Origin of the sequence: Pseudogulbenkiania sp. NH8B (assembly GCF_000283535.1) — a bacterium.
GTDB classification, from domain to species: domain Bacteria; phylum Pseudomonadota; class Gammaproteobacteria; order Burkholderiales; family Chromobacteriaceae; genus Pseudogulbenkiania; species Pseudogulbenkiania ferrooxidans.
Genome location: NC_016002.1, coordinates 2,241,365 through 2,261,472, shown reverse-complemented (window position 1 = coordinate 2,261,472; position 20,108 = coordinate 2,241,365). Strand labels below are relative to the sequence as shown.

14 protein-coding genes are annotated in these 20,108 nt (G+C 65.5%); 9 read left to right on the top strand and 5 right to left on the bottom strand.

The window, feature by feature from the left end; genetic code table 11:
• Positions 1-7: 7 nt before the first annotated feature.
• Entirely contained in the window at positions 8-1,648 is a 1,641-nt protein-coding gene (locus tag NH8B_RS10430; RefSeq protein WP_014087253.1) for an acyl-CoA synthetase, read from the bottom strand.
• Positions 1,649-1,923: 275 nt separating this feature from the next.
• On the opposite strand from NH8B_RS10430, the gene NH8B_RS10425 reads away from it, so the two are divergent.
• The 5 genes from NH8B_RS10425 to NH8B_RS10405 all read left to right on the top strand — a co-directional run bounded on the left by NH8B_RS10425 (position 1,924) and on the right by NH8B_RS10405 (position 9,678).
• A complete protein-coding gene (locus NH8B_RS10425; RefSeq protein WP_014087252.1) occupies positions 1,924-3,972 on the top strand; it encodes a PAS-domain containing protein in 2,049 nt (682 codons plus the stop codon).
• Entirely contained in the window at positions 3,969-4,718 is a 750-nt protein-coding gene (locus NH8B_RS10420) for a response regulator transcription factor (RefSeq protein WP_014087251.1), read from the top strand. Before NH8B_RS10425 ends, NH8B_RS10420 begins: the two co-directional genes overlap by 4 nt.
• 191 nt (positions 4,719-4,909) lie before the next feature.
• Positions 4,910-5,176, top strand: a complete 267-nt coding sequence (locus NH8B_RS10415) for an ArsR/SmtB family transcription factor (protein WP_232503446.1) — start codon at positions 4,910-4,912, stop codon at positions 5,174-5,176.
• Positions 5,176-7,056, top strand: coding sequence for an MFS transporter (locus NH8B_RS10410; protein WP_014087249.1), 1,881 nt, complete (start codon positions 5,176-5,178; stop codon positions 7,054-7,056). The genes NH8B_RS10415 and NH8B_RS10410 overlap by 1 nt, the downstream gene beginning before the upstream one ends.
• Positions 7,057-7,065: 9 nt before the next feature.
• Positions 7,066-9,678, top strand: coding sequence for a DUF2339 domain-containing protein (locus NH8B_RS10405; RefSeq protein ID WP_014087248.1), 2,613 nt, complete (start codon positions 7,066-7,068; stop codon positions 9,676-9,678).
• Positions 9,679-9,729: 51 nt separating this feature from the next.
• Here NH8B_RS10405 and nhaR read toward each other — a convergent pair whose 3' ends face one another.
• Complete coding sequence (gene nhaR / locus NH8B_RS10400) at positions 9,730-10,632, bottom strand: transcriptional activator NhaR (protein WP_014087247.1); 903 nt, start codon at positions 10,630-10,632, stop codon at positions 9,730-9,732.
• Positions 10,633-10,737: 105 nt separating this feature from the next.
• Between nhaR and htpX the strand changes: the two genes are divergently transcribed.
• From htpX to NH8B_RS10385, 3 genes are all read left to right on the top strand, one after another.
• Positions 10,738-11,625, top strand: coding sequence for a protease HtpX (gene htpX / locus NH8B_RS10395; RefSeq protein ID WP_041702920.1), 888 nt, complete (start codon positions 10,738-10,740; stop codon positions 11,623-11,625).
• Between the two features lie 16 nt (positions 11,626-11,641).
• Positions 11,642-12,631, top strand: a complete 990-nt coding sequence (locus tag NH8B_RS10390) for a TerC family protein (protein ID WP_014087245.1) — start codon at positions 11,642-11,644, stop codon at positions 12,629-12,631.
• A 136-nt stretch (positions 12,632-12,767) separates the two neighbouring features.
• The gene (locus tag NH8B_RS10385) at positions 12,768-13,082 is read left to right on the top strand and encodes a hypothetical protein (RefSeq protein ID WP_008954236.1); all 315 of its coding nucleotides are present in this window, start codon (positions 12,768-12,770) and stop codon (positions 13,080-13,082) included.
• 435 nt (positions 13,083-13,517) lie between these two features.
• Here the strand turns inward: NH8B_RS10385 and NH8B_RS10380 are convergent, their stop codons facing one another.
• Positions 13,518-14,570 carry a DUF1338 domain-containing protein gene (locus tag NH8B_RS10380; RefSeq protein ID WP_014087244.1) on the bottom strand — a complete coding sequence of 351 codons (1,053 nt, stop codon included), beginning with the start codon at positions 14,568-14,570 and terminating at the stop codon, positions 13,518-13,520.
• A gap of 151 nt (positions 14,571-14,721) precedes the next feature.
• Between NH8B_RS10380 and gcvA the strand changes: the two genes are divergently transcribed.
• The gene (gene gcvA / locus NH8B_RS10375) at positions 14,722-15,684 is read left to right on the top strand and encodes a transcriptional regulator GcvA (RefSeq protein WP_014087243.1); all 963 of its coding nucleotides are present in this window, start codon (positions 14,722-14,724) and stop codon (positions 15,682-15,684) included.
• Positions 15,685-15,836: 152 nt separating this feature from the next.
• Here the strand turns inward: gcvA and NH8B_RS10370 are convergent, their stop codons facing one another.
• Together NH8B_RS10370 and NH8B_RS10365 are read right to left on the bottom strand one after the other, a co-directional pair.
• Positions 15,837-18,938 (bottom strand): efflux RND transporter permease subunit, encoded by a 3,102-nt coding sequence (locus NH8B_RS10370; protein WP_014087242.1) that lies wholly within the window; start codon positions 18,936-18,938, stop codon positions 15,837-15,839.
• A complete protein-coding gene (locus tag NH8B_RS10365) occupies positions 18,935-20,056 on the bottom strand; it encodes an efflux RND transporter periplasmic adaptor subunit (protein ID WP_014087241.1) in 1,122 nt (373 codons plus the stop codon). Before NH8B_RS10365 ends, NH8B_RS10370 begins: the two co-directional genes overlap by 4 nt.
• Positions 20,057-20,108: the final 52 nt, after the last annotated feature.

Here is a 20,108-nt window from a genome sequence, read left to right as displayed (position 1 = left end):
TGGGCCGTCATTCGATGGCCGAGGACGATTTCATTTCCTGGCGCAGCAGGAATTTCTGGATCTTGCCGGTGGACGTTTTCGGAATCGGCCCGAACACCACCTGCTTGGGAGCCTTGAAGTGCGCCAGATGGGCGCGGCAGTAGTCGATGATTTCGCGCTCGGTGACAGTGGCGCCGTCCTTCAGCTCGACGAAGGCGCAGGTCACCTCGCCCCACTTGGTGTCCGGCTTGGCCACCACGGCGGCGCTCATCACCGCCGGGTGGCGGTACAGCACGTCTTCCACCTCGAGCGAGGAAATGTTCTCGCCACCCGAGATGATGATGTCCTTGGAGCGGTCCTTGATCTTGACGTAGCCGTCCGGCTGCAGCACGGCCAGGTCACCGGTGTGGAACCAGCCGCCGCCAAAGGCCTCGGCGCTGGCGTCCGGGTTTTTCAGGTAGCCCTTCATCACCAGGTTGCCGCGGAACATGATCTCGCCCATGGTTTCGCCGTCGGCCGGCACCGGCTGCATGGTTTCCGGGTTCATCACCGTCATGCCTTCCTGCATCGAGTAGCGCACCCCTTGGCGACCGTTGCGCTCGGTGCGCTCCGCCAGCGTCATACCCTCCCATTCCGGCTGCTTGGCGCAGACCCCGGCCGGGCCGTAGGTTTCGGTGAGGCCGTAGACGTGGGTGATGTTGAAGCCCAGGCGCTGCATGCCTTCGATCACCGCGGCCGGCGGCGCCGCGCCGGCGACGAGACAGCTCACCTCGTGCTCGATGTCCTTGCCGCACTCGTCGGCCACGTTGATCATCATGTTGTGCACGATCGGCGCCGCGCAGTAATGCGTCACGCGGTGCTGCTTGATCTGGGCGAAGATCTGGCGCGGGTCGACGCGGCGCAGGAACACGTTGGTGCCGGCGTTGGCGGCCATCGCCCAGGGGAAGCACCAGCCGTTGCAATGGAACATCGGCAAGGTCCACAGGTACACCGCGTGGCGCGGCACGCCCCATTCGAACAGGTTGCACACGGCGTTGAGGTAGGCGCCGCGGTGGTGATAGACCACGCCCTTGGGGTTGCCGGTGGTTCCCGAGGTGTAGTTGAGGCTGATGGCGTCCCACTCGTCGCCGGGCAGCGTCCAGGCGAATTCCGGGTCGCCCTCGCGGAGCAATGCCTCGTAGTCGGTCTCGCCCAGCAGGTCGCCGCCGCTGAAGAGATGATCGTCCACGTCGATCACCAGCGGCTTGGTGTCCAGCAACGCCAGCGCCTTGGCGACCGGCTCGCAGAATTCGCGGTCGGTGATCAGCACCTTGGCTTCGCCGTGGCGCAGCATGAAGGCGATCGATTCGGCGTCGAGACGGGTGTTGAGCGTATTGAGCACAGCGCCGCACATCGGCACCCCGAAATGGCATTCGAACATCGCCGGGATGTTGGGCAGCATCACCGCCACGGTATCGCCGGCGCCGACGCCGCGACGCTGCAGCGCCGAGGCCAGGCGGCGGCAGCGCTGGTAGACCTCGCGCCAGGTCATGCGCCAGTCGCCGTGAATCGAGGCGATGCGTTCGGGGTAGACCGTGGCGCTGCGCTCCAGGAAGGTCAGCGGGGACAGCGGGACATAATTGGCCGGACCCTTGTCGAGGCCAATGCCGTACGGATTGGTAGAGTTCACTGCAACCTCCTCCTCTAATGCACATGTTGTAAGGTGCCGCGGCAGCGGGCCCTTGGAACCTGTTCAGGATTCGTGACAGATCATGAGCAGGTCTTGGCGGGCGGAACTGCCGTTCGCCTTGTTGCGGCAGGCGTTATCCCTATGGTGCAAGAGAAGGTTTAATGAACTTTTCGTGAAATGTACTGAATTGTAACGAGGGCGGGTGACGGGTCTGTCCTGCCCCGGGTCATGGCACAATAGGCCTACTGTCGTTGTTGGAATGGGATGGAATCGCCATGGATTCGGGGAAGCCGACACCTGTCTCGGACGAAGAAGGATTCAGCGCCGCGCTCGAGCGGCACGAGCTGCTGTACGCCGGGCTCGACCTGATCGACCAGGGCCTGACCGTGTTCGACGCCAATCTGCGCCTGGTGGCGTGGAACCAGGCCTTTCTCGACCTGCTCGAGTTCCCGGACGAGCTCGCCCGCCTCGGCACCCCGTTCGAAGCCTTTATCCGCCATAACGCCGAACGCGGCGAATACGGCCCGGGCGATATCGAGCAGCAGGTCGCCGAGCGGGTCGAGGTGGCGCGCCAGTTCCTGCCGCACACCATGGAACGGGTGCGGCCGGACGGACAGGTCCTGAAGGTCCACGGCGTGCCGCTGCCCGGCAAGGGCTTCATCACGATCTACACCGACATCACTACTCAGCGCAATTACGAGCGCCTGATCGAGAACGAGAACGCCGAGCTCGACCGCCGCGTACGCGAACGCACCGCCGAACTCGAAGGCGCCAACGCCGGCTTGCGCAAGGCCAAGGCCAACCTCGACCTGGTCGCCGCCGACCTGCGCCTGAGCGAGGCGCGGCTGCGCCTGATCACCGACACCGTGCCGGCCTTCATCGCCTACATCGACCGCCATCTGGTGTACCGCTTCGCCAACAAGGGCTACGCCGACTGGACCGGGCGCACCAAGGAAACCGTGATCGGCCAGACCGTGGAAACCGTCATGGGGGCCGAACTGTTCCAGACCTTGCAGCCCCATCTGCGCAAGGCCCAGGCCGGGCAGCAGGTCGGCTACGAATACTCGCGGGTACGAGCCGACGGCCGCACTGTCTACGCCCGCAGCACCCTGGTGCCCGAGATCGGCGCCGACGGCCAAGTGATGGGCTTCTTTTCGCTGTCGCTCGACATCACCGAGCAGGTGCTGGCGCAAAACGCCCTGCTGCGGGCGCAGAAGATGGAAGCGGTGGGCGAGCTGGCGGGCGGCCTGGCGCATGATTTCAACAACCTGCTCACCGTGGTGCTGGGCAACCTGGTGGCGCTGCAGGAAAAACATGCGCACGCCACCGCGCTGATGGAGTACGTCGACCCGGCGATCCAGGCGGCGCGGCGCGGGGTCGAGGTGATCCGCCAGCTGCTGACCTTCTCGCGCCAGCAGCCGCTGGAGCCGCAGAGCATCGAAGTGGGCCGGCTGGTGCTCAACCTGACCCGGCTGCTGCGCAGCTCGCTGCCTTCCACCATCAGCATCACCACCCAGCTGCCGGAAGAACCGCTCTTTGCGTTTGCCGACCCGCACCAATTGGAAAACGCCCTGCTCAACCTTGCCCTCAACGCGCGCGACGCCATGCCTGATGGCGGGCGGCTGCGTATCGAGATCGCCCCGGAATCGATTCTGGCCATCGGCGTTGGCGAGCGCCCGCTGGCACCGGGCGACTACGTGCGGATCACGGTGCGCGACAACGGCTGCGGCATGGACGGCGCCACCCTGGCGCGGGCCTTCGAGCCGTTTTTCACCACCAAGCGCTTCGACGGCGGCAGCGGCCTGGGGCTCAGCATGGTGTATGGCTTCGTCGAGCAGTCGCACGGCATGGTGCACATCGAAAGCACCATTGGCGCCGGCACCGCGGTGATCCTCTATCTGCCGGCGGGAAGCCCGGCGCCGGCAGGCGAGCGCTCGCCGGCCTGCCCCGCGATCTGCAGCGCCAGCGGCGAACTGGTGTTGCTGGTGGAGGATGAGGCGGAGGTGCGCAAGATCATCCGCATGCAGCTGGTCGACCTGGGCTATGCCGTGCTGGAAGCCGACAACGGCGTCGAAGCGCTCGCCATGATCGAACAGGTGGAGGAGATCGCCTGCGTGGTCTCCGACGTGGTGATGCCGGGCGGCGTCAGCGGCTGGCAGCTCGCCGAACGGGCACGCCGCCTGCGCCCCGGACTGCACGTGGTGTTGATCAGCGGCAATGCCCAGGACAGTGCGGCCGGGCTGGCCGCCGAGCTCGGCATCGACCCCTTGTACAAGCCGTTTTCCAAAGAACAACTCGCTTTGGCGATCCATCCAGGCCCATGATGAACCCAGTCAATACGCCGAACGAAGCGATGGCGGAGGCCCGCCACGAACTCATTTTCGTTGTCGAGGACGAGCCGGAGATTTCCCGGCTGATCTGCCGCACCCTGCAGGACTACGGCTTCGACGCCCGCCATTTCGCCACCGGGCAGGACCTGCTCGGTGCTCTCAGGTCCACCCGGCCGAGTCTGTGCCTGGTCGACCTGGGCCTGCCGGACATCGACGGCATGGAGCTGGTCAGCCGTCTCTGGAAAACCCACGACTGTCCGGTGCTGATCCTGACCGGACGCAGCCACGTGGCCGACCGTGTGGTGGGGCTGGAGACCGGCGCCGACGACTACATCGTGAAACCGTTCGAGCCGCGCGAGCTGATTGCCCGCATCCGCGTCATCCTGCGCCGCTACGCCCGGCAGGCCGAGGCGGAGCCGGCCGCGGCGCAGCGCCGGGCGCGGTTTGTCGGCTGGTGCTTCGATCTGGATTGCAACCAGCTCACCTCGCCGGCCGGCCAATCGGTCGAGCTGAGCGTTTCCGAGGCCCGGCTGCTGACGGCGCTGCTGCAACGGCCCAACCGCATCCTGACGCGAGAACAGCTCGCCGGCCGCTCCGATCTCGACCCGCTCGACCGCAGCATCGACGTAAGGGTGTCGCGGCTGCGCCAGAAACTGGAGCAAACCCCGGCGAGCCCCGCCCTGATCAAGACCATCTACGGCGCGGGCTACCTGTTTTCGGCCAACGTCGCCTGGGAGTAACCCAGCCACCGGCGAGGTTGACGACCAGTAAGCGGCGCCAGGCGCCGGCTCGGGATGCGTCGCCGCAGACGGCAGGCCCGGCCGTGCCGCTGTGACCTACGTTTGCGTTCTTGACTCTTTCCGTTGATATGTCTAAATCTATCGACATGAAGTCAAACTATAGCCAGGCAATCCCTCCCCAGTGGTACGCCATGTCCAAGGTGTTTGTCGCCTTGGGCGATGAGCACCGGCAACGCATCCTGTTGCTGTTCGAACCGGGCGACCGTTTGACCGTGGGTCAGATCGCCGACGCGTCCACCTTGTCGCGGCCGACCGTGTCCCACCATCTCAAGATCCTGCGCGAAGCGGGCGTGCTCCAGTCCGAAAAGCAGGGCAAGGAAGTGTATTGCTGGATCAACAAGGCTTTTCTCGAGGAGAGCCTGTCTGCCGTCCTCACCTACCTGCGCGAGGCCACTTGATGCCGTCACAGTTCGGTCTGCTCAAAGCGCGTCGTTTTGCGCCCTTCTTCGTCACGCAGTTTCTCGGGGCCTTCAACGACAACCTGTTCAAGAACGCCCTGGTCGTGCTGCTGACCTTCCAGACCAGCCAGTGGACCACGCTCAAGGCTGAGGTACTGGCCAATCTGGCGGCCGGCATCTTCATCCTGCCCTTCTTCCTGTTTTCCGCGACTGCCGGGCAACTGGCCGACAAGTACGACAAGGCGCGGCTGGCACGGCTGGTCAAGGTGCTGGAGATGGTCATCATGGCGGTGGCGGCCACCGGGTTCTGGCTGCACAGCCTGGCGGTGCTGCTGTCGGCGCTGTTCCTGCTGGGCCTGCACTCGACGCTGTTCGGCCCGGTGAAATACGCCATCCTGCCGCAACATCTCAATGAAACCGAACTGGTCGGCGGCAACGCGCTGGTCGAGGCCGGCACCTTCGTCGCCATCCTGATTGGCACCCTGGCCGGCGGCTTGCTGGCCGGGTCCGTCGCGCATCCGGCCTGGATTGCGGTTGGCGGACTATTGGTGGCACTACTGGGGTTTCTCACCAGTTGGCGGATCCCGACGGCACCGGCGCCCTGCCCCGAGCTGAAGGTCAACCCCAATCCCTTGACCGAAACCTGGCGCAATATCGGCTTTGCCCGGCAGAACCGCACCGTGTTTCTGTCCATCTTGGGCATTTCGTGGTTCTGGCTGTACGGCGCGCTCTACCTCGCGCAGTTTCCGGCCTACGCCAAGAATGTGCTGGGTGGCAACGAGTCGGTGGTCACGCTGCTCTTGGCCACCTTCACTGTCGGCATCGGCGCGGGCTCCCTGCTGTGCGAACGCCTGTCCGGCAAACGCATCGAGATTGGCCTGGTGCCTTTCGGCTCCATCGGCCTGACCCTGTTCGGGGTCGATTTCGCCTTTGCTTCGCCTTCGGCGCTCAGCGGCGCGACGCCGCTCGGCATCGGGGCGCTGCTGAGCCAGCCGTGGGCGTGGCGGGTGCTGTTCGATCTCGTGATGCTGGGGATGTTCGGCGGCTTTTTCATCGTGCCGCTCTACGCCCTGGTGCAATTGCGCAGTTCCCCGGAACACCGGGCGCGCATCATCGCCGCCAACAACATCCTCAATGCCCTGTTCATGGTGGCGGGTGCCCTGGCCGCCGCCGGCCTGCTGGGCGCCGGGCTGCCCATCCCTGCCCTGTTTGGCATCGCGGCACTCTGCAATGCGGCGGTGGCGATCTATATCTACGGGCTGGTGCCGGAGTTCATGCTGCGCTTCCTGGCGTGGCTGCTGATTCATGCCGCCTACCGGCTCGAGAAGAAGGGGTTGGAGCACATCCCCGCCGAGGGGCCTGCGCTGCTGGTCTGCAACCATGTCAGCTTCATCGATCCGGTCATCATCATGGGGGCCTCGCCGCGGCCGATCCGCTTCGTCATGGACCACCGCATCTTCAAGACGCCGCTGCTCAACTACATCTTCCGGCATTCGCGCGCTATCCCCATCGCACCGGCCAAGGAAGATCCGGCCATGATGGAGCGGGCCTTTGCCGAGGTCGCCAAGGCGCTTGAAGTCGGCGATCTGGTGGGCATCTTCCCGGAAGGCCGCATTACCGATACCGGCGATCTTTACCCCTTCCGCCCGGGCGTCACCCGTATTCTGGAGGCCAACCCGGTGCCGGTGGTTCCGCTGGCCCTGCAGGGCTTGTGGGGAAGCTTCTTCTCCCGCATCGACGGCCAGGCGATGAAGACGCCGTTCCGCCGGGGCTTCTTCTCGAAGATCGCCTTGGTGGGGGCGCCGCCGGTTGCGCCGCAAGACGCCGCGCCGGATCGCCTGCAAACCTTGGTGGGCGAATTGCGCGGCGAGCGCCGCTAGGAGGCGACCATGGGATGGCTCGGGCTTCTGCTGTTTCTTGCTGCACTCGTCTTCTTGTCCCGACTCGGCAGGCGTAGCGGGGTCGAGCAACGCCTGCGATCGCTCGAAGAGCAGGTGCTCTGGCTGCAGCGCGAGGCCGGGCAGATGCGGCAGGAGCTGGCGGCACTGAAAGGCCAGGACGTCGACGCCGAGCCACCCCGGGTATCCACCCCGCTGCTGGAGGCGGCAGAAGAAACCGCGCCAACGCTCGATGATGAAGAAGCGGCGACGCCTCCAGAGCCAGTGGTCGAACCCGCCGCTGCCACGCCAGCCGCCGAAACCGAGGCGACGGCGAAAACGACCGTGCCGCTCTGGCAGCGCCTGCTGGCCGGCAACCTGCTCGCCAAGATCGGCGTCGTGCTGCTGTTTTTTGGCGTCGCCTCGGCCTTGCGCCTGGCCGCCGATTACGGGCTGCTACCGGTGCCGTTGCGCCTCTTGCTGGGCACCGTCGCCGGTGGCGCGATGGTCGCCTTTGGCTGGAACCGCGTGCACCAGGGCGTGCGCACCCACTTCGGCATCGTCTTGCAGGGCGGCGGTTTTGCCATCCTCTACCTGATCGTCTATTTCATGCACGTGCGCTACGCCCTGTTCGGGGCCACGCCCGCCTTCCTGCTGTTCGCCTTGCTGGGCGTCGCCTGCGTGTTGCTGGCGGTGGCCCAGGATGGCGTGGTGCTGGCGGCGTTCGGGCTGGCAGGCGCCTTTGCCGCGCCGGTCCTGGCCGCCACCGGCAGCAGCGATCCAGCGCCGCTGTTCGCCTATTTCGTTTTGCTCAACACCTTCATCGTCGGCGTCTCGTGGTTCAAGAACTGGCGGCTGCTCAATGCCACCGGCTTGTTGATGACGATCGGCGTCGGCATGGCCTGGGCCGTCGAGCATTACCGCGCCGACTTTCATGGCGTGAGCCAGGCGTTCCTGCTGTTCTTCTGGGGGCTCTACTCGGTGACGCCGGTGCTGATGGCGCTGTTTCGCGCCCCTGGTTGGGCCGGCTGGAGCGACAGCACGCTGGTCTTTGGCACGCCGCTGGTCGGCTTCGCGCTGCAGTCGCAACTGGCTGCCGACCGCTACGAGCTGGCCTGGGCCGCGCTGGCGGCCGCGCTCTATTACCTGGCGCTGTGGGTGCTGCTCTTTCGCCGCCGCGACGAAGTCCTGCGAGTGCTGGAGCGCTGCCAGCTGGGGCTGGGCATCGCCTTCGGCACCTTGGTGGCGCCGCTGGCGTTTGGCGCCCAGGTGACCGCCGCGTTCTGGGCGGTGGAAGGCGTGGCGGTAGTGTGGTTCGGCGTCGTGCAGCAGCGGAAGCTGGCGATGGCCTGCGGCACCGGACTGCAAGTGGCCGCTGCTGCGTATTTCCTGTACGGGTTGCCGCAGATGCTGACGGGCCTGCCGGTGATCAACGCTATCTTCCTCGGCATGGTCCTGCTGGCCGGGGCCGGTTTTGCCTGCGCCCGTCTGCTGCGGCGCGTCGACGAGCGCGTGGCAATACCGGCGCTGCTCTGGGCCTTTGCCTGGTGGGGTCTCGCCGGCTGGAGCGAGAGCGAGCGCCACTTGCCTCTGCTGCAAAGTACCCCAGTGACCCTGACCTATATCGCCTTGTCACTGATCACGCTGGAAGTTTTGGGGCGGCGCTTGGCCTGGAACGCGCTCCGCCATCTCTCGTTGCTGTTGCTGCCGGTGCTGTGGCTGGCGGCGTGGTCGGCCTGGCTGCACAGTCAGCACATGCTGGCCGGTCTGATGGTGCTGGCCTTGCCGTTGTCGCTGGCCGGGCATTACTGGCTGCTGGCCAGGCAGCAGGCGGACGGGGTAGCGATGTGGCCGGCCGTACGCCACGTGGGCGGCTTCTGGCTGGGCATGCTGCTGATATCCGGCGAGCTGGCCTGGCTGGGCTTTCGTCTGGCGCCCGGTGCCACCCTCTGGCCGGTCCTGGCCATGGCGCTTGGGCCGCTGAGCGGGCTGTGGCTGGCGGTGGAGGGTTCCCGCCGTGCTTTGCCGCCGGTCTCGGCCGCGCCGCTCACCTATCGTGGTCCCGGCTCCCTGCTGCCAGCGGCCTGGCTGGCGGCGTGGCTGCTGTGGGCTGGAGTGGCGCATGACGGCGGCGGTTCCGGCCTGCCCTACGTGCCGCTCCTCAACCCCTTCGATCTGGTGCAACTGGCCGTGCTGGCGACGCTTTACCGCTGGCTGCGTGGTTTCGAAGACGACCCCTGGCCAGACACGCCGTTGCCGCAGGCCAACCGGGTCGGGGTGCTGGCGTTTGTCTGGATCAGTTGCCTGGCCGCGCGCATTGCCCATCATTGGGGCGGCGTCCCCTTCCGGGCCGATGCGCTGTGGCATTCCACCTTGTTGCAGGCGATGTTGACCCTGCTATGGACGCTGACCGCCATCGCCGCCATGATCCGCGCGGCCGGCATCGGCGTGCGGCGCCTCTGGCAGGCGGGATTTGCGTTGCTGGCGGTCGTGGGGGCCAAGCTCCTGTTCGTCGATCTGGCGGGCGCCGGCACCCTGCTGTGGACCGGATCGCTGATTGGCGTGGCCCTGCTGGTCTTGGCGGCCAGCTACTTCGCCCCGGTTCCCCCGCCGAAAGAAGGATGAGCAGCGTCTACCGCGCACATGGGGACTGGCCGGTGTACCGGTTGGTGGCGATTAGCGTTCGTGTGGTTCCGTCGCCGAGCGCATCAGGGTCTCGACGGCGCTGTGCTGCAGCTTGCGGCGATTGGCGATGGCGTAGTAGTGCTCGTACACACCCGTCACCTCCCCCACCACCTCAACCTCGAACTGGCGCGTGATGTCGTCGACCTGGAACGAGGGGGCAGGAAACAGCCCGACGCCCTGCCGGCCGAAGGTCTTGAGCAAGGCGCCATCCTCGAATTCACCGACGATGTCGACCTTGATGTTTTGCTCTTCGAACCATTGTTCGAGCTGGCTGCGCAGCACGTTGTCGCGCGTCGGCAGCAGCATCGGTGCGCGTGACAGGCTGAGCGGGAAGTCCTCGCGGTACTGGCTGCACAGCTTGGCAGTGCCGAAGATCATCACCGGGCAGCGCGCCATCAGGGTGGACACGAAGGGCTGCTGGCCGCCGGCGGGCACCGGTCGATCGGCCAGCACCACGTCCAGCCGATGCAGTGCCAGTTCGGCGAGCAATTCGTCGAACGCCCCTTCGGTACAGACCAGCCGTACCCGCTGCTCGCCGCCCAGCACCGGTTCCAGCAGGCGGTAAGACACGGTCTTGGGCAACACGTCGGTGATGCCGGCCGCGAGCCGTACCGTCGACCCCAAGGTGTCGTCCTCCAGCGTTTCCTGCAACGCCTCCCCCAGCATGAAGATCTGATCGGCGAATTGCAGAGCCACGCGCCCCGCCTCGGTCAGCACCAGGTTGCGCCCCTGCTGCGTGAACAGAGCCTTGCCGAGGGCGTGTTCCAGCTTCGAGACCTGGCCGCTGACGGTTTGCGCGCTCATGCCGAGCCGTTCCGCCGCCCGGTTCACCCCGCCCTCGCGCGCCACGGCCCAGAAGTAATGCAGGTGCTTGTAGTTGAGGATTTCTTTCATGATTGTTCGAATAAACCGTAGTGTTTATGTGATTTTATTCGATTTTATCTTTTAATGTCAGGGGCTATGCTGTCAGCACAATTCAACAACCCCCGGATAACCATCATGAAACGAGTTCTGCTGCTCATTGTGACCAACCTTGCCGTGATGCTGGTGCTCAGCGTCGCGGCACAGCTTCTGGGCGTTAACCGCTTTCTCACCGCCAACGGGCTGAACCTCGGCATGCTGCTGGCGTTCTCCGCGCTGATGGGCTTCGGTGGCGCCTTCATTTCGCTCTTGATGTCGAAGGCCATCGCCAAGTGGAGCACCGGTGCCCGCGTCATCGACAACCCGTCCCACCCCACCGAGCGCTGGCTGGTGGATACCGTGCAGAAACTGGCCACGCGCGCCGGCCTGCCGATGCCGGAAGTGGCCGTGTATGAAGGCGAGCCCAATGCCTTCGCCACCGGCGCCAGCAAATCGAACTCGCTGGTGGCGGTGTCGACCGGGCTGCTCGCCTCGATGAGGGAGGAGGAAGTCGAGGCGGTGCTGGCGCACGAAATCGCCCACATCAAGAACGGTGACATGGTCACCCTGACGCTGATCCAGGGCGTGGTGAACACCTTCGTGTTCTTCCTCGCGCGTGTGGTGGGCTACCTGGTCGACAGCTTCCTGCGCCGCAACGACGAGGAGGAAGCGTCGTCCGGCCCCGGCATCGGCTATATGGTGACCGTGATCGCCTGCGAGATCGTGTTCGGCATCCTGGCCTCGGCCATCGTCATGTACTTCTCGCGCCAGCGCGAATTCCGCGCCGACGCCGGTGCCTCCCAGCTGATGGGCTCGCGCCAGCCGATGATCGCGGCCTTGTATCGCCTGGGGGGCATGGATGCCGGTGGCCTGCCGCAAGGCATGGCCGCGTCGGGCATCGCCGGTGGCAAGGGCGGGCTGATGGCGCTGTTCGCCAGCCACCCCAGCATCGAAGAGCGTGTGAGCGCGCTGCAGGCCCGTTCGTAACAACCAAGGAATGTTCATGGATTGGATTTTCATCTCCGTCATCGGCTACCCGCTTTGGGTCTGGCTGATGTTCATGACGCTGGTGGTGGCGCTGCTGGTCTTCGACCTGGGCGTCTTGCACAAGGACCAGCACGAGATCGGCGTGAAGGAGAGCCTGAAGCTCTCGGCCTTCTACATCGCCATGGGGCTGGCCTTCGGCGGTTGGCTCTGGTGGTACAAGGGCGCGGATGCCGGCATGCAGTACTTCACCGGCTATGTGATCGAGAAATCGCTGTCGATGGACAACATCTTCGTGATGTCGCTGATCTTCACCAGCCTCGCCGTGCCGCGCATCTACCAGCACCGCGTGCTGTTCTGGGGCATCCTGGGTGTGATCGTGCTGCGCGCGGTGATGATTGGCCTGGGGGCGGCACTGGTGGCCGAGTTCCAGTGGATGCTGGTGCTGTTCGGCCTGTTCCTGGTGGCGACCGGGGTCAAGATGCTGTTCGCCGATGACGAGCATCCGTCCTTGGAAAAGAACCGCATGTATCGCTGGCTGAAGGGCCACATGCGCCTGACCCCGACGTTGCACGAACAGCATTTCTGGGTGCGTGGCGAACGTCACGGCCTGGCGCGCGGCTGGTGGGCAACGCCGTTGCTGCTGGCGCTGATCATGGTGGAATCGACCGACGTGGTATTTGCGGTGGACAGCATCCCGGCGATCTTCGCCATCACCCAGGACCCGTTCATCGTCTATACCTCGAACATCTTCGCGGTGCTGGGTCTGCGTGCCCTGTACTTCGCGCTGGCGGCGATGGTGCATCGCTTCCACTACCTGAAGTACGCGCTGTCGCTGGTGCTGGTCTTCATCGGCAGCAAGGTGGGGCTGGTCTATCTGCACGATATCGGGCTGACCAGCGTGAAGATTCCGACCGGCTTGTCGCTGCTGGTGACGTTCGGGCTGCTGCTCTCCGGGGTGCTGTTCTCGCTCTACAAGACCCGCAACGACGCGACCCCGAGCGTCTAAGCCGGTGCCGCTGACGGCCTCGCAAGGGGCCGTCAGCCGTCAAGTCGGTGGCAGCGCAGGGGAACCTTGAAGACATGCCCGGGTCACAAAAGACCCTGGCAGCACAATGCCAGCCATTCCGAATAAGGAGGTTTGTATGAATACCAAGACTACTCTGATGTCGCTGTGCGTAGCGTTGACGCTCTCGACTGCCCAAGCAGCCTTGGCGGCAAATGGCCACTCCGGCGGCCATTCCGGGGATCACTCGGGCAATAATGCTGGCGGCGTCTCCGCTGATCACATGAGTGACAGTGCCGTGAGCAATTCCAACGCCCAGTTCATGTCGACGTCCACGCGTGGCCTTGTTCGTGCTCAGCAACGCATGAGCGTCAATGGCCAGGAGAATGAGAAGACCAACCTCAAGACCGAGACGGAAACCGAAACCGAAACGGAGTCGGCTACCCAGCGCTGACGCCTGTCTCCGCAGTTTTTCTGAATCGATAACGGAGGGTCGCCATCAGGCGCCCTCCGTTTTGCTTTGGAAGCGTGTCACGAGATCAGGAGGCCGAGTCCAGGGCGTTCGGCAGCGCGCGGAATTCGCCGATGTGGCCAGCGATATGCTGGCGTGCTGGCGGTCAGGCGGGGGCATGGCGTAGCTCTGGGTGTGGGTTGCTCTTTACCCCGCTGAGGACCTCTCGCGACGATTTCTTTCACCCGCCCGAAAAAAAGGGCCCGCACCGAAGCGCGGGCCGTACGGGCTTCCGGTCCAGGGAAGTTCTTGCGGCGCCTTGCGCGCGTAGTGATGGGGGGAGCGAAGCGTAACCCATCAGTCGATGTCGATGATGGGCTTCACCCATCGTGCGTGCGCTCAAGGAGCCAAGGCGTCGCCACCTGATGCAACGGGTTTTCAGCAGGCAGCAGCCGTCATTTTGAAAATGCCCTGCGCGTTGGAGCTGTCGAAGCGCAGATCGAGCTTGCTCTCGCCGCTGGCCGGGTCGACGATGCGGTCGCGCGTGATGAATTCGTAGAACGAGCCCGGCACCACGCGCGTCACGCGCGTGCCGGCGGCGGCGATGAACTCGCGCTCGACGCGGGTGGCCTTGAACGCGGTCTGGCGCACCGAACCGGCGGCGGAGACCTCGACCTTGTCCTTGATCGGTAGGCCCTGGGCGCGCAGCGCGTCAGCCACGGCGAACACGTCTTCGACATGGTCGGTGGCGTGATTGAAGGCATTGCCCTCGGTGGTGATCCACGCCATCTCGGCCGATTCTTCCAGCAGGGTCTGGTAGGCGGCGAGGCGCGGGGTGGCGTGCTGCACGTCGAAGCAGCCCACCAGCTCCGGCAGCAGTTCGACCGCCTCGGCAAACGGCAGCGCGCGGGTGTCGGCGAGCTTCGTCAGCAGTTCCTTGGCGCGCTCGGAGAGCGGGTCGCGCGAACTGCCCAGTACTTCGTTCGCCGCCGCCTGGAAGGCCGGCGAGAACTGATCGGCGTGCAGCTCGGAGACAAAAAACTGGGCGACCGCTTCCGGCGCGTCCTGGTGGCAGTAGGCGCGGCCGGTCATCTTCAGGCGCGGCAGCGGGTAGACGCCGGCCACGGCGAAGCCCAGCGGCTCGAGAAAGCGCTTGAACGCCTGCTCGCCCATCGGCAGCGCGCCGGTGTCGGCGGCGGTGACGGTGCGCAGTGCGCCGTGGTCGAACACCACCTTGCCGCCTTCGGCCAACTTGGCGGTGACGTAGGTCTTGCCTTCCGGCACGGCTTCCAGGTTCTTGGCGAACAGCAGCATGTTCATGGCCTGGGCCAGCACCACGCGCGGCACGGTGGCGGGGCGCACCGCGGCCGTGAGCAGGGTGTCGTCGACCTCGATCATGTTGAACAGGCCGCGCGTGCTGGCCTGGCCGGCGACGGCCTCGAGTAGTTGCCACAGTTGGCTGGTTTCTACGTTCGCGTTGACGTGTGCCATTACGGAATGCCTCTTGTTCTGTTTCGGGCAGTTCGAGGCAGCGGGCCCACCCCGCTGTCGCTGCCGCACGATAAGCAAAGTCTCGATTTTTTTACGGCTTGGCTCAAGCGATGTATTCTGCTGACTTCATTCTGAAAACTCATCAACTACCATGCGTCGTACCCTCCCCTCGCTGATGGCCCTGCAATGTTTCGAGGCCGCCGTCCGTCACCTGAGCTTTACCCGCGCCGCCGAAGAACTGAACCTGACGCAAAGCGCCGTGAGCCGCCAGATCCGCGCGCTGGAAGACTTCATCGGCCGTCCGCTGTTCGAGCGAGTCAAGCAACGCCTGGTGCTGACCGTGGCCGGCGAAGCCTATGCCGCCGCGGTGCAGGACGTGCTCGACCGCGCCGAGGCCGCCACGCTGCAACTGATGGCCTACAGCGGCGAAGGCGGCATGCTCACCATCGCCATGCTGCCCACCTTCGGCTCGCGCTGGCTGGTGCCGCGTCTGGGCGACTTCGCGGCGCGCTACCCGGATATCCAGCTCAACCTGGTGACCCAGGTGCGGCCGTTCGATTTCGACAAGGTGGAGGCCGACGTGGCGATCCACTTCGGCCCGGCGCTGTGGCCAGGCGCGATCTGCCACCGGCTGATGGGCGAAGACATCGTGCCGGTGTGCGCGCCGGCCCTGCTGGGCGGCCGGCCGCACCTCGACGACGTGCGCGAGATCCTCGACTACACGCTGCTACAGCACACCACGCGGCCGCAGGCCTGGAACGATTGGCTGCACGCAGCCGGCATCGAAGGCTTGACGGGAAATGAAGCGGGGTTGTTGAGCGGACCTCGCTTCGAGCACTTCTTCATGGTGATCCAGGCCGCCGTAGCGGGGCTCGGCATTGCGGTGTTGCCGCACTTCCTGGTGGAGGAAGAGCTGCAGAGCGGACGGCTGGTGCTGGCGCTCGACAAGCCCGTCCGCAGCCAGCATGCCTATTACTTGGTGCATCCGGCGACCAAGGCCGATCTCTACAAGGTGCGCGTGTTTCGCGAGTGGCTGCTGGAGCAGGCTGGGCGGGAGGGTATGGAACCTGCGGCTAGCCAATCGGGCGCGGTGCCGGCGTGCTGGTCGATTTGAGTGAAAATATCCGATCGACAACAGACCGGATAACCCCAGAAGCCGATGAGGCGATTGATCGCGCGTAGCTGGCTTCCGTCTGCTCTCATGAAGTGAAATGTAGTGGTGGCACGCCGGCAACCGCTGCGGGGCCGGCGCGCCGATTCCTTCTGCTAGTCTGCGGCAGGTTCCGTTCGCATCGCAGGAACGGCGTGCCCCTCCGCCGCCGCCGGCCTGATCTTGAACCAGATCGAGTACAAGGCCGGCAAGAACACCAAGGTCAGAACCGTCCCGGCGAAGGTGCCGCCGATCAGCGTGTAGGCGAGCGTCCCCCAGAACACCGAATGGGTGAGCGGAATGAACGCCAGGATGGCGGCGAGTGCGGTCAGGATGACCGGGCGCGCGCGCTGCACGGTGGCTTCGATAACCGCACGGAATGGATCGAGTCCGGCCTGTTCGTTTTCACGAATCTGTCCGATCAATATCAGCGTGTTGCGCATCAGGATTCCGGACAGTGCAATCAGTCCGACCAGGGCGTTGATGCCGAACGGCTGCCGGAACAACAGCAGGGTGGGTACGACCCCGATCAGGCCCAGCGGCGCGGTGGCGAACACCATCGTCATCGCAGAGATCGACCGGACCTGGAAGATGATCGTGATCAGCGTCAGGGCGATCATGATGGGGAAGATCGGCGCCATGGCGCGGTTCGCCTTGCCGGATTCCTCGATGGAACCGCCCTGCTCGATCCGGTAGCCGGCCGGGAGTCTGGCGATGACGGGCTGAAGATCCTTCCATACGGCGGTGGACACGTCCGGCGGCTGCAAGCCCTCGGCAATGTCTCCGCGCACCGTGATCGTCGGCGTGCGGTCGCGGCGGCGCAGGATGGGGTCTTCCATGTGGACGCCCACCGTTCCGATCTGCGACAGCGGAATCCGCTGGCCGGCCGCTCCGACCAAGGTGAAATCGGCGATCTTGCCCGGATCGAGCCGCGTGTTGCCGGCCGAACGGGCAGCGACCTGTACCGAACGGATGTCCTCGCGCACGTCGGTAATCGGGATGCCGCTCAACAGGAACTGAAGCTGCTGGGCCACGTCGCTGGAGCTCAGGCCAAGGCTCTGGAGCCGGTCCTGATCGAGCGAGAAACGCAGCGTGGGCACGCGCTCGCCCCAGTCGGTATTGACCGTACGCATCTGGGAAGAGGCCTGCATCACGGCACGCACCTGCGCCGCGATGTCGCGCAGCTTGCCAGGATCGGGCCCCATCACGCGGAAGGCCACCGGGAACGGCGAGTACGGGCCGAACACCAACTGGGCCACCCGCACGCGCGCCTCCGGTGCCAGACCGTCGGCCACCGCCTGCCGCAGCCTGAGCTTGAGCACCTCACGCGCCGCCGGGTTGTCCGTCAGGGCGATGATCTTCGCGAACGAAGGATCGGGCAACTCCGGCGCCATGGCGAGGTAGAAGCGCGGCGCCCCCTGTCCGACGTAGGCCGTCACGATCTTCGCTTCCGGCTGCCTGGCCAGCCAGGCCTCGACCTTGGCGGTCGCTACACTCGTCTGCTGGATCGAGGTGCCATACGGCATCTGGACTTCGACCAGCACCTCGGGCCGATCGGAAGTCGGAAAGAATTGCTTGTTGACCACGCCCATGCCCAGGACCGCGACGAACAAGGCGCCGACCACGCCCGCCGCAACCAGCCATTTGCGCCGGATTACCGATCCAAGAAGGCGGCGGAAGCGCTCGTAGTGCGGGGTCGCATAGATCGCCGCGTTCCCACCCTCGTGTTGCTTGAAGTTCGGGAGCAGCTTCACCCCCAGGTAGGGCGTGAACACGACGGCGACGATCCACGACGTGATCAGCGCAATGCCGACGATCCAGAACATGTTGCCGGCGTACTCGCCGGCGGTCGACTTGGCAAAGCCGTTCGGCATGAAGCCGATCGCCGTCACCAGGGTTCCGGAAAGCATGGGCGCGGCGGTATGGCTCCACGCATAGGCCGCTGCGCGGATGCGGTCGTAGCCCTCCTCCATCTTCACCACCATCATCTCGATGGCGATGATCGCGTCGTCGACCAGGAGCCCCAGGGCGAGGATCAGGGAGCCCAGCGTGATCCGGTCGAAGTTCTTGCCGGTGGCCGCCATGATGACGAAGACCGCGGCCAGGGTCAGCGGAACCGCTGCCGAAACCACGATGCCGGCGCGCCATCCCATGCTGAGGAAACCCACCAGCATCACCACGCCGAGGGCGACGAAGAACTTGAGCATGAACTCGTCGACGGCCGAGTGGATATTGACCGACTGGTCCGTGACCTTGGACAGACTCATGCCGAGCGGCATCTCGGCGTTGATCGCCGCCGCTTCCGTCTCCAGCACGCGGCCGAGATCGAGGCCGTTCCAACCCTCGCGCATGACCACGCCGAGCAGCAAGGCCGGCTCGCCGTTGTTGCGGATGAGGAAGGTGGCCGGATCCTCGTAGCCCCGCTTCACTTCGGCGACGTCGCCGAGCTTCAGCGTACGCCCTCGTGCCGCGACGGGCGTATTCCGGATCGACTCCAGATCGTCGATGGCGCCGTCCAGCCGGATGAAGACCTGTGGGCCCTTGGCTTCGATCGATCCGGCGGGCGTCATGACGTTGCGCCCGTTCAGCGCAGCGAAGAGATCGCGCGGGGAGACGCCCAGGGTGGTGAGGCGGTCATGGGAGAACTCGACGAAGATCCGTTCGGCCTGCTCGCCGATGATGTTCACCTTCTTGACGCCCGCCACGTGAAGCAGGCGCTGGCGCAGGGTCTCCGCGTCGCGCACTAGGTGCCGATGGGCCTCACCCTTCGCTTTCAAGGCATAGAGTGCAAAGGTCACGTCGGCGTATTCGTCGTTCACCATCGGACCGATGACGCCACGCGGCAGCTTGCCGGCCTCGTCGCCGAGTTTCTTGCGCGCCTGATAGAACTGCTCGGGGACCTCCGCGGGGGGCGTGCTGTCGAGCAGGAACACCGTGGTGAAGGCCAGGCCCGGTCGCGTAAAGGTCTCGGTCCGGTCATACCAGCGCAGTTCCTGCATGCGCTTTTCCAGGGGCTCGGCGACCAGTTCCTCCATCTCCTTTGCCGTGGCGCCGGGCCAGGCGGTGACCACGGTCATCTGTTTGACGGTAAAGGCGGGATCCTCCGCCCGGCCCAGCGTCAGAAAGGCCACGATCCCGGCGATGAAAATCGCCACCATCAGGAACAGGGTCACCGAGCGCTCGCGTACCGCGAGGGCGGAGAGGTTGAAGGCGCTCATTGCCGTTCTCCGACGTCAGCCAGTCGTACCTGCTCGCCTTCGTGCAGCAGATGGGCTCCGAGCACGACGACGCGATCGCCCGCCGCGAGGCCACCGACGATGGCGGTGGCTTCGTCACTGAGGCCGGTTACCTGCACGGCGCGCCAGGTGACCCGAGGCGCCTTCCCTTCGACCAGCCATACGCCGGGGCCTTTGCCCGGATCGACGATCGCGCCGATGGGTACCCGCAATGCCGGAGCGGAGCGGTCTTGCGGGATGCGGATGGAGACGGTCGAGCCCAGTGGCGCGTCTGCCAGGCGGTCCTCCAGCACGTAGCGCGCCTCGAAGGTGCGCGTCTCACGGTTGGCGGCATCCGACAACTGGCGCAGTTTCGCCGCGCCCGTGAGCCCGCTGCCATACAAGGCCGCGCGCGCCACGGATCCGACCGCCGGACGCAGGGTTTCGGGGAGCTCGATGACTGCTTCGCGGCGCCCGGCATGCGCCACACGAACGACAACCTGCCCGGCACCGATGACCTGGCCCGGCTCCGCCAGGGTCTCCACCACCACGCCGTCTGCGTCGGCAAGCAGGACCGTGTAGCCGGTTTCGTTGCGCGCCACGTCGGCCTGGGCCTGGGCTGCATTGAGCTCCGCCCTTGCCGACTGGGCGGCGGCCTTGATCTTGTCGTAGGCCGAGGCCGACACCGCACCCGCCGAGACGAGGTCGTGGTATCTCGCCTCGTCCTCCGCGGTCTGGCGCGCGCGCGCCGTGGCGGCGGCAACCGCCTCGTCGTGGGCGCGCGTGGCGAGCTTCAAGTCGGTGGGGTCGATGCGCATCAGCGGCTGGCCACGCTTGACAGCCTGCCCGGTATCGACCAGGCGCTCCAGGACCTTGCCGGGAACGCGGAAGCCCAGGTCGCTCTGCACCCGCGCCGCAACAATGCCGGTGAACGAGCGCTCGGCCTGGACGGCGGCCTCTACCGCCCCCACCCGTACGACGGGAATCCGGGTCCGCGGATCAATTGCAGAAGTGGCGTCGCTGCACGCTGCCAGGGCTAAGGGCAACAGACCGACGACGGCGAGGAAGGGAATAGTACGGCGCTGAAGCATGACGACCTCCGGGAATACGAAGGCCTTCATCCTCTAACTTGTGACTATTTTTGTCAATAGTCACTTTGTGCTCATGGAGCGC